Origin of the sequence: Tardiphaga robiniae (assembly GCF_001618955.1) — a bacterium.
GTDB lineage: Bacteria > Pseudomonadota > Alphaproteobacteria > Rhizobiales > Xanthobacteraceae > Tardiphaga > Tardiphaga robiniae_A.
The window spans coordinates 1-13,238 of record NZ_LVYV01000011.1; the positions used below are offsets into that span (position 1 = coordinate 1).

Consider the following 13,238-nt stretch of genomic DNA (forward strand, 5'->3'; position numbering starts at 1 on the left):
GCTTCTGTCGTCTCAAGCACTTCCGGCGCTTCGCCACACGCTATGACCGACGAACTTCTCACTTCGCCGGCTTTATCCACCTCGCTGCAGCGATGATCTGGAGCCAATGAATGTCGATCCGTCCTAGCGCGCAGCTCGCTTGCCCATCGATGCTTTAGCCCCGGCCTGTGCTGGCGTGGCATCCCAACCGCCCGCGGGAATGGCCACGTTAATGGCGTCTTCGGGCTGGCCTTCCGGCGCGAAAGTCTGGACCGCCAGCCTGGCTGCGGCCAGCGACTGTGGGTCGAGACGCTTGGCGATGTCATCGCGCTTGCGGCCGGCATCGACGTCGCCTTGGGCTCCGGCGAGGCTGAACCACTTGAAGCTCTCGGCGAGGTTCTGTTCGACGCCGATGCCGCGGGCATAGAGGATGCCGAGATTGAACTGGCTGTCGGCGACGCCGCGATCGGCGGCCTTGCGGAACCAGTACGACGCGCTCTTGTAGTTGGCGCCCTTGGTGCCGCCATCGGCATCGAGCACAGCGAGATTGTGCATCGCCTTGGCGTTACCACGGTCGGCGGCGAGCACGTAATAGCGGCGGGCGACGTCGAGATCCTTCTTCGCGCCAAGGCCCTTCTCGAACAGCGCGCCCAGGCGGAACATGGCCGGCACGACATTGGCCTGCGCCGCGCGGTCATACCACTTGGCGGCTTCGTCGTAGTTCTGCGCCACGCCCTTGCCCTCGGCATAGCGGACGCCGATTTCGAACGCGGCAGAGGCGTCGCCCTTGAGCGCCGCGTTGCGCAACGCGGTGCTGCCGATGGTCTCGGGCAGGCGCTCGCCGGCGGGGATCGAGGCTGTGGTGATCTTCTGGCCACTGGATGGCAGCACCGGCCCGGCGGCGCTGGCCTGCGGCGCGGCAATGCTGCCGGTCACATCGGGCGACACATATGGCACGGGCGCAGCCTGTGGCACTGGCTGCGGCGCAGGCTCGACCGCGGCGGGCGGCGGTGCGATCAGCGACTGCTTGCCGATCGGGGTGGGCGATGTCATCGACGGCGTGGCCGGCAGGGGAACGGCGGGCTTGGTCAGGGCTTCGGCCGGCTCGGGCGCGTTCAGCTGCAGCGGCGGTGCCGAGTGAATATTCTCGGCCACCGGCGCCGGCGAGCCGCTGTCCAGCAGCGTCATCGCCATCTTGAACGAGCCGAGCACGATTACGACCACGCTGGCGCCGACCAGCAGCGAGCGGATCTTCGAGCCGATCGTGGAGGATGACTTTTCGCTATCGGCGAGCTGCGGCCCGGGTCTGGTGGCCTTCGATTTGTCGGTCCTGGATTTGTCGGACCTGGACTTGTCGTTGCCGGTTGCGGCGGCGGCCTGTGCGGCGCGGCGCGCGGCGGCAATGAAACTCGACGCGGTGGCCTGTTCGGGGGCATCGACGGCGATTTCGCTGATCGCGTCTTCCGACGCGGCGATGCGTTCGGATGGCGATGCGCCGCGGCCCTGCGGACGCGTGCCAGGTTCGAGCGGATGATCCGGCGGCAGCGCCGGGTCGACCATCGGGCGCGGCGAGGGACGCTCTGCGACGGTTGACGGCTGCGCGACTGGCTTTGGCGCGGGCGGAGGATCGAGAATATCGCTGATCGCCTTCGGCATCGGGAAGGCCGATGCCGGCTCGTGCGAGATCGCAGTCGCGGCGAAGTCGCGCGGCGCGGCGTCGAAATGAACCTGCGGCGGACGCACCTCGACCTGCGACGGCGCAGCCTGTGGCTTCACCGGATTGGGCATCTGCGGACGCGTCGGAGCCGGCACCGAAACGGCTGGTGCAGTCGCCGGGTGCGGGGTCGGAGCGGGTGTTGCAACGGGCGCGGATTGCTTGGCAGGCGCGGCGCTGACCGCACGCAGATCGCCTTCGATCCTCGCGAGGCGATCGACCACATGGCCGAGCGTCGAGTGTACGACTTCCAGCGAATCCTGCGTATGGCGATCGGTTTCCGACTGGCTGAAGCGCATGTCGGACAATTCGCGCTTGATCGTGTCGACCAGCCCGGGATCGACCGATGGCGCCTTGCTGCGGGGATTGTCCAGCGCGGCGAACATCGACTGCTGGCGTTCGAGATGGCGCAGGATGTCCTGCAGCCCGTCCTCGACGCGGCCGAGATTGTTGCCGCGCGTATCGGTGATGCTCTCCATCCGCTCGAGCAGATAGGAGACGCGCTGTTCAAGATGCGCGAAGGCCGACGACGAGTCATTGCCCACCGGCATATGGTCGAGACGCTCGGACAGCGTCCGCAATGCGGTTTCCAGATGATCCGAGCTGGCCATGACAGCCGGGCGCTCGCGATTTTCCAGCGCTGCCGTCAACGTCATGATGCGTGCCTCGAGCGCGGCAAAGGAATCGCTGTTGTCGGCGCGTGCGAGCTGATCGACCTTTGACGACAGCGTCTGCAGGTCGTCGCTGAGACGGCCGAGCGCTTCGTTGGAAGCGACGTTGGAGACGATGGCGCGCAGCGCGGCGATCGCGCCCTGCAGCTGCTCCATGGTGCCGGGATCGTTGCTCGAGCGCACGATCAAGTCGATCTTGCCGCCGAGATTGCGGATCGCCTCGTCGAAGCCGGCGAGCTGTTCGGCTGGCGTCAGCGTGGTCAGCGTCTTGTGGATGTCGGCGAGTGCGCGTTCGAGATTGGCCAGTACGTCGCCGTCGATGCCGCTGTGGCGGTTATCGTCGATGCGGCGGCCGAGTTCACGGATCTCGTTCTCGATTGATTCAATCGCGCGACGCGGCATCGCTTCGGTGATGACGTTGCGGATGTCGGCAAGTTCGCCGCGGAAGGCCGCGATCGACTGCTCGATATTATTGTCCGGGCGCTGCAGCGCATCGATCTTGGTCGTGATCTGAAACAGCTGCCGTTCCAAACCGGACATATCCGGCATGAAGCTCTGTGGTAGTGCCGCAGGTTGTGCGTAAGGCGGCTGTACAAATGACGGTGCAATCGGTGGCGCATTGCGCGGGGCCATGCGCGGCGTACCGTCGAGCTCACCCTGGCGGGCGGCAATCTCGGCGATGGCGAAGTCCAGCGAGAACGGATCGACCGGCGGCGAGGCGCTATAGACCTGATTGGCGGCGCGCTCGACCATATCGATGCGCGGCTGTTGCGGCGGCGGCGCGGGGCGATATGTGGGCTCGCTGATCTGCGACAAACGCGCATCGAGGCGTGAGATCGCATCATTGAGCTGGCGCGCGACGCCGGGCTCGCTGCTGCGCTGTGCAGGCTTCGAGAACAGTTCGATCTGCCGGGCAATGGCGTCGAGCCGCTCGTGGATTTCGACGACATCGGCCGCGTCACGCTGCGGCAGCGCTGCGCGCGGGGTAGGGGGGCGTTCCTGGTCGCGAGGGCGTGCGTTGGGCGAGTTGTAGCGCGGGGGAGCTTCGCCGATGGTCGAGTTCAGCCATTCGCCGAGCGACATGCCGGCACGGCGCGCCGCAGCTTCGGCCCGCTCGCGAACCGATGGCTCAATCCCGTCAACACTCCACGATACGCGCGAATTCATGCTTTGGTCCGGTTTCGAGCTTGACGCCCACCAGCGCCTGCAGCTTCCCCCGCGCGTCCCATTGTGAAGACAATCGTAACGGGCGCGGGTCGTCTGCCTCTGATCCGGACTTTTCAGGGTTAGGGTAAATAACGGGTTAAGGATCGAGCTCGGCCGGCCTTAAAAGTTAACCCCGCGATACACTTGCGCCGATTTGCAGGTAGGATCGGATGTCTCTGGCTTTGGCGTCAGCGCGTAAACAGCGCACTCAAATCGTCGACATCCAGTTCGGTGATGGCGCTGTGGCGCGGGTCCATCACCGCCGACTGGCCGATATAGGCCCAGTAGAGAAACTCGGCGCGGGGCAGCGCCCGCTGGCTTTCCACCCCGGCTTCGATCAGCCATTTCGCCATATAGCCAACGCGTCGGGCATCGACCGAAGCGACCATTTTGGCGACGTCCGCATCGGTCGAGGCCATGGAGCGGATGGCACGGTCCAGGCTGCGATCTTCGTTGAAAGCGAGCTTCATCAGGTGGGTCAGACGTGCGGCGCCCACGATCGACGTATCGATCCCCTCGATCACCTGATCGGTCGTGCGCTCCTGCCAGCGCTGCAGAAGCTGTAGCCGAAATTCAGATATATCCTTGAAATGCCAATAGAAACTGCCGCGCGACACGTTCAGTCCGGTGGCCAGCGCACCGACCTTCAGCGCGTCGGCGCCCTGCCGCGCGAGGATCCTCAGCCCGTGGTCGAGCCAGGCCGAGCGCGTCAGGCGGTCCTTGGTCAGTTGGTCATCCATCCCCCGACCATACACATGTGTATTGACGAAATCCACGCTCTGGCGTTAACGTCCATGCAGAAGTGTATGGAGTGGCGCTGGCCGAACAGTGCCCGATGCGGGAGGGAAGCCGATGAGCATGACCGGCCTCGATAGATGGTACAGCTTCATGCGGTCTCATGATCGGGCGATGCTGTGGGACCTGCTGCATCCGGATGCCGTGTTTGAAAGCCCGGTCGTGCATGCGCCGCAGCGGGGCCGTGAGATCGTGTTCAAGTATCTGACGACTGCCGAGAAAGTGCTGGGTGGCCCCGGCTTCGCTTACAAAGGCGAATGGCGCAGCGACAACGGTGCGGTGCTCGAATTCGAGAACGAGATCGAAGGCATCAAAATCAATGGCGTCGACATGATCACCTTCGCCGACGATGGGCGCATTACCCACTTCAAGGTGATGGTCAGGCCGCTCAAGGCCATCAACCTCCTGCACCGGTTGATGGGCGAGGAATTGGCGCGGCAATGAGCCGCCAGCCGCTTGCTTCATCTCCGATAACAATTGCGTAAATCTGACACGGCGGCGCCGTATCATCCGATCAATCGAATTCAAACCGAGAGAATTCCATGCCCAGCTACAAAGCCCCGCTCGAAGACGTCGGCTTCCTGCTCAACGACGTGTTTCAGTTCGATCGCTACAACAATCTGCCCGGCTTTGCTGACGCGTCCGCCGATGTGCGCGAGGCGATTCTGGGCGAAGCCGCCAAGCTCAGCGAAGAAGTGCTGCAGCCGCTGAATCGTGTCGGCGATCTCGAGGGTTGCAAGCGCAACGATGATGGCAGCGTGACCACGCCGAAAGGCTTCAAGGAAGCGTACAAGCAGGTCGCCGAGGGCGGCTGGCTCGGCCTCTCGGCTCCATCGGAATATGGCGGTCAGGGGCTGCCGGTGACACTGTCGCAGACCGTCGCCGAATTCCAGATCTCCGCCAATATGGCGTTCTCCATGTATGGCGGCCTCACCATGGGCGCGACCGCAGCACTCATCGTGCACGGCAAGTCCGAGCAGAAGTCCATGTTCCTGCCGAAGATGGTTGCTGGCGAATGGACCGGCACCATGAACCTCACCGAACCGCATTGCGGCACGGATCTGGGCCTGCTGCGCACCAAGGCCGCGCCGCAGCCGGACGGCAGCTACAAGATCTCCGGCACCAAGATCTTCATCTCGGCCGGTGAGCACGATCTTGCCGACAATATCATCCATCTCGTGCTGGCCCGCATCGAGGGCGCACCAGCCGGCATCAAGGGCGTGTCGCTGTTCGTCGTGCCGAAGATTCTCGTCAATGCCGATGGCTCGCTTGGTGCGCGCAACGGCGTGATGTGCGGCTCGATCGAGCACAAGATGGGCATCCACGGCAACTCCACCTGCGTGATGAATTACGACGGCGCCACCGGCTGGCTGATCGGCGAAGAGAACAAGGGTATGCAGGGCATGTTCGTGATGATGAACGAAGCCCGCCTCGGCGTCGCCGTGCAGGGCCTCGCGCAGTCCGAAGTCGCCTATCAGAACGCGGTCGCCTATGCGAAGGACCGGTTGCAGGGTCGCTCGCTGACCGGGCCGAAGTCGCCGGACAAGCCGGCCGATTCGATCATGGTGCATCCCGACGTGCGCCGCACGCTGCTCACCATCCGCGCTTTCAACGAAGCCGCCCGCGCCATGGTGGTGTGGACCGCGCTGAAGAGCGACGTCGCGCATCGCTCCGACGATCCGAAGGAACGTCAGGCCGCTGACGATCATATGGGCCTGATGACCCCGGTGCTGAAGGGTGTGCTCACCGATGGCGGTTTCGCCAATGCGGTGTCGGCGCAGCAGATGTTCGGCGGTCACGGCTATATCGCCGAATGGGGCATGGAGCAGTTCGTGCGCGACGCGCGTATTGCCATGATCTATGAAGGCGCCAACGGCATTCAGGCGCTGGATCTGGTCGGCCGCAAGCTGCCGCGCGATGGTGGCCGTGCGGCGATGGCGTTCTTCGGCGAGGTCGCAGCCTTCGCCAAGGAGCATGGTGGGGACGAAGCCATGAAGCCTTACCTCGATCCACTCTCGAATGCGCTCGGTCATCTGCAGCAGGCCACCATGTGGCTGATGAACAATGCCATGATGAAGCCGGACAATGCTGGTGCCGGCGCCACCGATTACATGCAGCTGTTCGGTCTCACCGCCTTCGCCTATATGTGGGCGAAAATGGCCAAGGTGGCGCAGGACAAGATTGCCACTGATGGCGCGACACCCTATCTGACCACCAAGCTGGTCACCGGCCGCTTCTTCATGGAGCGGATGTTGCCCGAAACCGCACTCCATCTCGCCCGCATCCAGACGGGAAGCGCGACGACGATGGAGCTTCCTGCGGAAGCGTTCTAGTCACTATATGCGCCGTCATGCCCGGGCTTGTGCCGGGCATCCACGCCTTGGCGGCGCGCGAGAGAAGACGTGGATGGCCGGGACAAGCCCGGCCATGACGGCGTTTTAGAAATTCGAACAACACGACCACTCTGAGGGAGACACCATGCCCGAGGCATATATCTACGATCACGTTCGCACGCCGCGCGGCCGCGGCAAGGCCGATGGCTCGCTGCATGAGGTGACCGCGCTGGCGCTCGCCACTGCGCCGCTGAAGGCTTTGAAGGAACGCAACAACCTGCAGCCGGGCACCATCGACGACGTCATCCTCGGCGTAGTCGATCCGGTCGGCGAAGCCGGCGGCGACATCGCACGCATGGCTGCGCTGTCGGCCGGCTACGGCAATGACGTGCCGGGTATCCAGATCAACCGGTTTTGCGCTTCCGGCCTCGACGCCGTGAACTTTGCCGCGGCGCAGATCATGTCGGGCCAGCACGACATGACCATTGGCGGCGGTGCCGAGAGCATGAGCCGCGTCGGCATTGGTGCCGCCGGTGGCGCATGGCCGGTCGATCCGTCGATCGCCGTGCCTGCTTACTTCATGCCGCAGGGCGTGTCGGCGGATCTGATCGCGACCAAATATGGGTTCTCGCGCGACGACGTCGATGCCTATTCGGTGCAGAGCCAGCAGCGCGCTGCCAAGGCCTGGGACGAAGGCCGCTTCAAGAACTCGGTGATCCCGGTGAAGGACATCAACGGCCTCACCATTCTGGCCAAGGACGAACATATGCGCCCGTCCACCACGATGCAGTCGCTGGCCGCGCTGCAGCCTTCTTTTGTGACTATGGCGCAGATGGGCGGCTTCGATGCGGTGGCGATCCAGTCGCATCCGGAAATCGAAGGCGTCAACTACGTCCATCACGCCGGCAACTCGTCGGGTATCGTCGATGGCGCTGGTGCCGTGCTGCTCGGCAGCGAGGCGGCCGGCAAGAAAGCCGGCCTCAAGCCGCGTGCAAAAATTCGTGCCTTCGCGAATATTGGCTCCGAGCCGGCGATGATGCTCACCGGTCCGGTGGACGTCACCAAGAAGGTGCTGGAGCGTTCCGGCATGAAGCTGTCGGACATCGATCTGTTCGAGCTCAACGAAGCCTTCGCCTCGGTGGTGCTGCGCTTTATCCAGGCCTTCGATATCGACAATGAGAAGATCAATGTCTGCGGCGGCGCCATCGCCATGGGCCATCCGCTCGGCGCCACCGGCGCGATGATTCTCGGCACTGTGCTGGACGAACTCGAGCGCACCAACAAATCGACGGCCCTCGTCACCCTCTGCATCGGCGGCGGCATGGGCACCGCCACCATCATCGAACGCGTGTAAGGAGCGGCCAACATGACCTTCAAAAATTTCAAGGTTGAGACCGACGCCGATGGCATCGCGCTCGTCACTTGGGACATCTCCGGCCGTTCGATGAACGTGCTCGACGTAGCGACCATCGAGGAACTCGGCGCGATCGTCGATCAGACCACTGCGGATGCCGCCGTGAAGGGCGTCGTCATCACCTCCGGCAAGGAAGCTTTCTCGGCCGGTGCCGATCTGTCGATGCTCGAAGGCATGGGCAAGGTGTTTGCCGAGACCAGGGCTGCCAAGGGCGAGGAAGCCGCGCAGCAGATGCTGTTCGACGAGAGCCGCAAGCTGTCGCTGACGCTGCGCAAGATCGAGACCTCCGGCAAGCCATGGGTCGCGGCCATCAACGGCCTCGCGCTCGGCGGCGCGTTTGAGCTGACGCTGGCCTGCCACTATCGCGTTGCTGCGGAAAATCCGAAGACGCGTCTGGGTCTGCCTGAAATCAAGGTCGGCCTGTTCCCAGGTGGTGGCGGCACCCAGCGCCTCGCGCGCATGCTGCAGCCGCAAGACACGATGCAGATGCTGCTCAAGGGCGAAGCGATCAATCTCGTCAAGGCGAAGGCGATGGGCATCGTCGGCGCGGTGGTGCCATCAGCCGATCTCATCTCGGCTGCCAAGGAATGGATCAAGGCTGGCGGCAAACCTGTCGCGCCCTGGGACGAGAAGGGCTTCAAGCTGCCCGGTGGTCCCGTCTATTCCAAGCAGGGCATGATGATGTTCCCCGCTGGTAACGCGATCTATCGCCGCGAGACCTTCGACAATTATCCGGCGGCCCGCGCCATCATGCAGTGCGTCTATGAAGGCCTGCAGTTGCCGATGGATGCGGCGCTGCGCGTCGAGTCCCGTCAGTTCGCGCATATCCTGCAGACCAAGGAAGCGGCGGCGATGATCCGAAGCCTGTTCCTGTCGATGCAGGAGCTCAACAAGGGGGCGCGTCGTCCGCAGAACGTGCCGCCGACCAAGGTCAAGAAGCTCGCCGTCATCGGCGCCGGCTTCATGGGCGCGTCAGTCGGCTTCGTCTCAGCGCGCGGCGGCATGGACGTGGTGCTGATCGACCGCGATCAGGCCAGTGCTGACAAGGGTCTTGGCCATTGCGTCGCGGCGATCGATGGGCTGATCGCAAAGGGTCGCGCCAAGGAAGCCGACAAGACCGCGCTGATGGCGAAGATCACCGCGACTGCCGATTTCGATGTGATCCGGGAATGCGACCTCGTTATCGAGGCCGTGTTCGAGGATCGCGCGGTCAAAGCCGAGATCTACAAGAAGGTGCAGCCATTGTTGAAGGAAGGCGCCATCATCGCGTCGAACACTTCGACGCTGCCGATCAACTCGCTCGCCGAAGAATTCGCCGACCAGTCCAAGTTCATCGGCATCCACTTCTTCTCGCCGGTCGAGAAGATGATGCTGGTGGAGATCATCGTTGGCAAGAACACCGGCGACGTCGCGCTGGCCACCGCGCTCGACTATGTCCGCGTCATCGGCAAGACGCCCATTGTCGTCAATGACTCCCGCGGCTTCTTCGCCAATCGCTGCGTGTTGCGTTTTACGGCCGAAGGCCTCGAAATGCTGCTCGAGGGCGTGCCGCCGGCGATGATCGAGAACACCGCCAAGATGGCCGGTATGCCGGTCGGGCCGCTGTCGCTGTCGGACGAGATCGCGCTCGATCTCGTGCTGAAGATCATGAAGGCCACCGAAGCCGATTTGGGTTCGCAGGCCGTCGATCAGGCGCAGAAGAAGCTGATCGTCGAGATGGTGGAGAAGCAGGAGCGCTTCGGTCGCAAGAATGGCAAGGGCTTCTACGAGTATCCACCGAAGGGCAAGGGCTCGAAAGCGCTCTGGAAGGGCATCGCCCCGCTGCTGCCGAAGCCGGTTGATCCCGACACGCTGGATATCGAGGAGCTCAAGCAGCGCTTCCTGGTGGTGCAGGCGGTGGAAGCCGCGCGCACCGTCGAGGATCACGTGATCGTCGATCCGCGTGAGGCGGATGTCGGCTCGATCCTCGGCTTCGGCTTCGCGCCGTTCACCGGCGGTACGCTCAGCTATATCGACTTCATGGGCACGAAGAAGTTTGTCGAGCTCTGCCATAAGCTTGAAGCCAAATACGGCTCCCGCTTCACGCCGCCGAAGCTGCTCGAAGAGATGGCCGCCAAGGGCGAGACCTTCTACGGCCGCTTCCCGCCGAAGAAGCTCGCGGCGGCGTAGAGTCACAAACTCCGAAAGCAGTGCCCCTCCCCCCTTGCGGGGGAGGGCCGGGGAGAGGGGTGCCCCGAACGCGAAGGTTGTGCTCGTGGCTCCCCCTCTCCCGCCTTCGCTACGCTCAGGCACCCTCTCCCGCGGCGCGCAGCTTCGCTGCGCTGGGGGAGAGGGGAAGACAAGCAACAAAGAAAAAAGGCCGGATCATTGATCCGGCCCTTTCGTATTTCAGCTCGATGCCAGCAGCTTACGCCGCTTTCATCAGGCCTTCCTTCTCCAGTGCGGCCTGCACCTGCGGACGCGCAGCGACGCGATCCTTGTAGGCCATCAGGTTCTTGAACTCGGAGAGGTCGATGCTCATCCGGTCGGCCCATTTCAGCATGACGAACAGATAGCCGTCGGCGACACTGAAATCCTTGCCCAGCAGGTAGTCTTTGCCTGCGAGCTGGCCATCGAGATATTTGAACTTGCCCATCAGGCGAGTCTTGAAGAAGCCCTTCACTTCGTCATCGAACACCGGCTGGAACAGCGGGCTGAAGTTCTTGTGCAGCTCACCATTGATGAAGCCAAGATATTCCTGCAGCTGACGGCGTGCATCGCTGCCATTGGCCGGCGCCAGATTTTTGGCAGCAGCCTGGTCGGCGATGTACTGCACGATAACCGGACCTTCGGTCACGAGCGCACCGCTGTCGAGGCCGAGCGCCGGCACCTGGCCCTTGGGGTTGATGGCGAGATAGTCGTCGCCATTTTCCAGCTTCTTGGCTTTGAGGTCGACCTTCACGAGATCGTAAGGCAGGCCGGCTTCGAGAAGTGCGATATGAGGCGAGAGCGAACAGGCGCCTGGCGAATAATACAGCTTCATCGAAAATTCCTCCCTGAGGACATTGGTTTAACCACGCGGGTGACTAAATGCATATGCATGAAAGAGTCAAGATTGATGCAGCTGCATCAAGTGGGCTAGGGTGCCGCCACCATTTGGACTGAGCCATGAAACGTAAACCTTCCACCGAGGCGACAGCCGCCTGGATCCGCCTGATGCGAATCCAGAGCCGGGTGCTGGACGGCGTCGAGCAGGACCTCAAGCGCGCCGGTTTTCCGCCGCTCGCATGGTACGACGCGTTGGCCGAGCTGTCGCGCTCGCCGACCGGCGAGATGCGCCCGGTCGAGCTCGAAAAGCAGATGCTGATACCGCAATATTCGACATCGCGGCTGATCGATCGTCTGGTCGACGAAGGTCTGGCTGCACGCCGCGAATGCAAGATGGACAAGCGCGGCCTGTTCGTCGAGATCACGGCTGCCGGGCGCGAGTTGCATAAGAAGATGGGCTGCGCCTATTCAACGGCGATCGAGAAACATGTCGGCTCGAAACTGTCCGACGCAGATGCAGCAAAACTGTGCGGCCTGCTCGACCGGCTCGGCTGCGCGTGCCAAGAAGCGGCATCGACAGTGACATCGCCGGCCGCCAGAGACGCCGCGCCGGCGCGATGAACCTTAAATTTTTGCCTGCGTTCGCGACCTGCACGGGCCGCGAGCGTCCCCGACACCGCGCGCAACTGATTGCAGCGCCCTTCATTCGGAATCTTTATGGCGCGTGACCAAATCGATATGACGCCGTTGCAATCGCGCGACGAACTCGTGGCGTGGCTGGCGGCGGGCGTGAAGCCGCCATCGGAATTCCGCATCGGCACCGAACACGAGAAGACGCCGTTCACGCTCGCCGGTCACAATCCCGTGCCCTACGAAGGCCCGCGCGGCATCGGCGCAGTGCTCGACGGTATGAAGCACCTGCTCGGCTGGGAGCCGATCATGGAAGCCGGCAATATCATCGGCCTCTATGACGTCACCGGCGGCGGCGCAATCTCGCTTGAGCCCGGCGGCCAGTTTGAATTGTCGGGCGCGCCGGTGGAGACGGTCCACCAGACGCAATCCGAATTGATGGCGCATCTGGCGCAGGTGCGCGAAGTGGCGACGCCGCTCGGCATCGGCTTTCTGGGTCTCGGTCTTACGCCGTCGTGGTCGCGCGCGCAGATTCCGGTGATGCCCAAGGGGCGCTACAAGATCATGACCAACTACATGCCCAAAGTGGGGCAGTATGGTCTGGACATGATGTACCGGACCTGCACGGTGCAGACCAATCTCGACTTCTCCTCGGAAGCCGACATGGTCAAGAAGCTCCGCGTCTCTGTTGCGCTGCAGCCGATCGCGACGGCGCTGTTCGCCAATTCGCCGTTCACTGAAGGCAAGCCGAACGGCTTCCTGTCGTTCCGGTCCGAAGTCTGGCGCGACACCGATAACGCGCGCTCGGGCATGATCCCGTGGGCGTTCGAAGACGGCATGGGTTTCGAACGCTGGGTCGATTACGCGCTGGATGTTCCGATGTATTTCGTCAAGCGCGGCGACACTTACATCGATGTGTCCGGCTCGTCGTTCCGCGATTTCTTCGCGGGCAAGAACGAGAAGATACCCGGCGAGCGACCCACTCTCTCGGATTGGGCCAATCATCTCTCGACGATTTTCCCGGAAGTCCGCCTGAAGCGTTATCTCGAAATGCGCGGCGCCGATGGCGTGCCGTCGGATCGTTTGCCGGCGCTGTCGGCGTTCTGGGTCGGATTGCTTTATGACGACAGCGCCCTCAATGCGGCCTGGGATATCGTCAAGAACTGGACTGCGGCGGAGCGACAGGCGTTGCGCGACGATGTGCCGAAGTTGGGCTTCAAGGCGAAGATCAAGGATCGCTATCTGTTCGAAATCGCCAAAGAGTGTCTGCAGCTGGCCCATGGTGGCCTGCGCCGGCGCGGCAAACTCGACGCGCACGGCCGCGATGAGTCCCACCATCTGGAGCCACTCGATCGGATACTGGATTCCGGAAAGACTCCGGCCGAGCAGATGCTCGACAGGTTCCATGGCGCCTGGGGTGGCTCGGTGGCGCCAGCATACAAGGAATACTGCTTCTAGATCAGCGGCTT

Annotated in this window: 9 protein-coding genes; 6 read left to right on the forward strand and 3 right to left on the reverse strand. The window is 63.1% G+C overall.

Features of this window, described 5'->3' with window-relative positions:
• Positions 1-123 precede the first annotated feature (123 nt).
• Together A4A58_RS12820 and A4A58_RS12825 are read right to left on the reverse strand one after the other, a co-directional pair.
• A complete protein-coding gene (locus tag A4A58_RS12820) occupies positions 124-3,531 on the reverse strand; it encodes an SEL1-like repeat protein (protein ID WP_068732573.1) in 3,408 nt (1,135 codons plus the stop codon).
• A gap of 227 nt (positions 3,532-3,758) precedes the next feature.
• A complete protein-coding gene (locus tag A4A58_RS12825; RefSeq protein WP_068732575.1) occupies positions 3,759-4,310 on the reverse strand; it encodes a TetR/AcrR family transcriptional regulator in 552 nt (183 codons plus the stop codon).
• A 112-nt stretch (positions 4,311-4,422) separates the two neighbouring features.
• Here A4A58_RS12825 and A4A58_RS12830 point away from each other — a divergent pair, with 112 nt between their 5' ends.
• From A4A58_RS12830 to A4A58_RS12845, 4 genes are all read left to right on the forward strand, one after another.
• The gene (locus A4A58_RS12830) at positions 4,423-4,809 is read left to right on the forward strand and encodes a nuclear transport factor 2 family protein (RefSeq protein WP_068732577.1); all 387 of its coding nucleotides are present in this window, start codon (positions 4,423-4,425) and stop codon (positions 4,807-4,809) included.
• A 98-nt stretch (positions 4,810-4,907) separates the two neighbouring features.
• On the forward strand, positions 4,908-6,698 hold the full coding sequence (locus A4A58_RS12835; protein WP_068732579.1) for an acyl-CoA dehydrogenase C-terminal domain-containing protein: 1,791 nt from the start codon (positions 4,908-4,910) through the stop codon (positions 6,696-6,698).
• Between the two features lie 145 nt (positions 6,699-6,843).
• Positions 6,844-8,052 carry an acetyl-CoA C-acetyltransferase gene (locus tag A4A58_RS12840; RefSeq protein ID WP_068732581.1) on the forward strand — a complete coding sequence of 403 codons (1,209 nt, stop codon included), beginning with the start codon at positions 6,844-6,846 and terminating at the stop codon, positions 8,050-8,052.
• A gap of 12 nt (positions 8,053-8,064) precedes the next feature.
• Positions 8,065-10,281, forward strand: a complete 2,217-nt coding sequence (locus A4A58_RS12845) for a 3-hydroxyacyl-CoA dehydrogenase NAD-binding domain-containing protein (protein WP_068732583.1) — start codon at positions 8,065-8,067, stop codon at positions 10,279-10,281.
• Positions 10,282-10,519: 238 nt separating this feature from the next.
• Here the strand turns inward: A4A58_RS12845 and gstA are convergent, their stop codons facing one another.
• The gene (gene gstA / locus A4A58_RS12850) at positions 10,520-11,134 is read right to left on the reverse strand and encodes a glutathione transferase GstA (RefSeq protein WP_068732584.1); all 615 of its coding nucleotides are present in this window, start codon (positions 11,132-11,134) and stop codon (positions 10,520-10,522) included.
• A gap of 125 nt (positions 11,135-11,259) precedes the next feature.
• Between gstA and A4A58_RS12855 the strand changes: the two genes are divergently transcribed.
• Together A4A58_RS12855 and A4A58_RS12860 are read left to right on the forward strand one after the other, a co-directional pair.
• Positions 11,260-11,760 carry a MarR family winged helix-turn-helix transcriptional regulator gene (locus A4A58_RS12855; RefSeq protein ID WP_068732586.1) on the forward strand — a complete coding sequence of 167 codons (501 nt, stop codon included), beginning with the start codon at positions 11,260-11,262 and terminating at the stop codon, positions 11,758-11,760.
• Positions 11,761-11,856: 96 nt separating this feature from the next.
• Positions 11,857-13,227, forward strand: a complete 1,371-nt coding sequence (locus tag A4A58_RS12860; RefSeq protein ID WP_068732588.1) for a glutamate--cysteine ligase — start codon at positions 11,857-11,859, stop codon at positions 13,225-13,227.
• Positions 13,228-13,238: the final 11 nt, after the last annotated feature.

Excerpts from the sequence above, each read along its gene's own strand:
- A4A58_RS12820 (WP_068732573.1), bottom strand. The coding sequence starts at position 3,531 with ATGAATTCGCGCGTATCGTGGAGTGTTGACGGGATTGAGCCATCGGTT.
- A4A58_RS12825 (WP_068732575.1), bottom strand. The coding sequence starts at position 4,310 with ATGGATGACCAACTGACCAAGGACCGCCTGACGCGCTCGGCCTGGCTC.
- A4A58_RS12830 (WP_068732577.1), top strand. The coding sequence starts at position 4,423 with ATGAGCATGACCGGCCTCGATAGATGGTACAGCTTCATGCGGTCTCAT.
- A4A58_RS12835 (WP_068732579.1), top strand. The coding sequence starts at position 4,908 with ATGCCCAGCTACAAAGCCCCGCTCGAAGACGTCGGCTTCCTGCTCAAC.
- A4A58_RS12840 (WP_068732581.1), top strand. The coding sequence starts at position 6,844 with ATGCCCGAGGCATATATCTACGATCACGTTCGCACGCCGCGCGGCCGC.
- A4A58_RS12845 (WP_068732583.1), top strand. The coding sequence starts at position 8,065 with ATGACCTTCAAAAATTTCAAGGTTGAGACCGACGCCGATGGCATCGCG.
- gstA (WP_068732584.1), bottom strand. The coding sequence starts at position 11,134 with ATGAAGCTGTATTATTCGCCAGGCGCCTGTTCGCTCTCGCCTCATATC.
- A4A58_RS12855 (WP_068732586.1), top strand. The coding sequence starts at position 11,260 with ATGAAACGTAAACCTTCCACCGAGGCGACAGCCGCCTGGATCCGCCTG.
- A4A58_RS12860 (WP_068732588.1), top strand. The coding sequence starts at position 11,857 with ATGGCGCGTGACCAAATCGATATGACGCCGTTGCAATCGCGCGACGAA.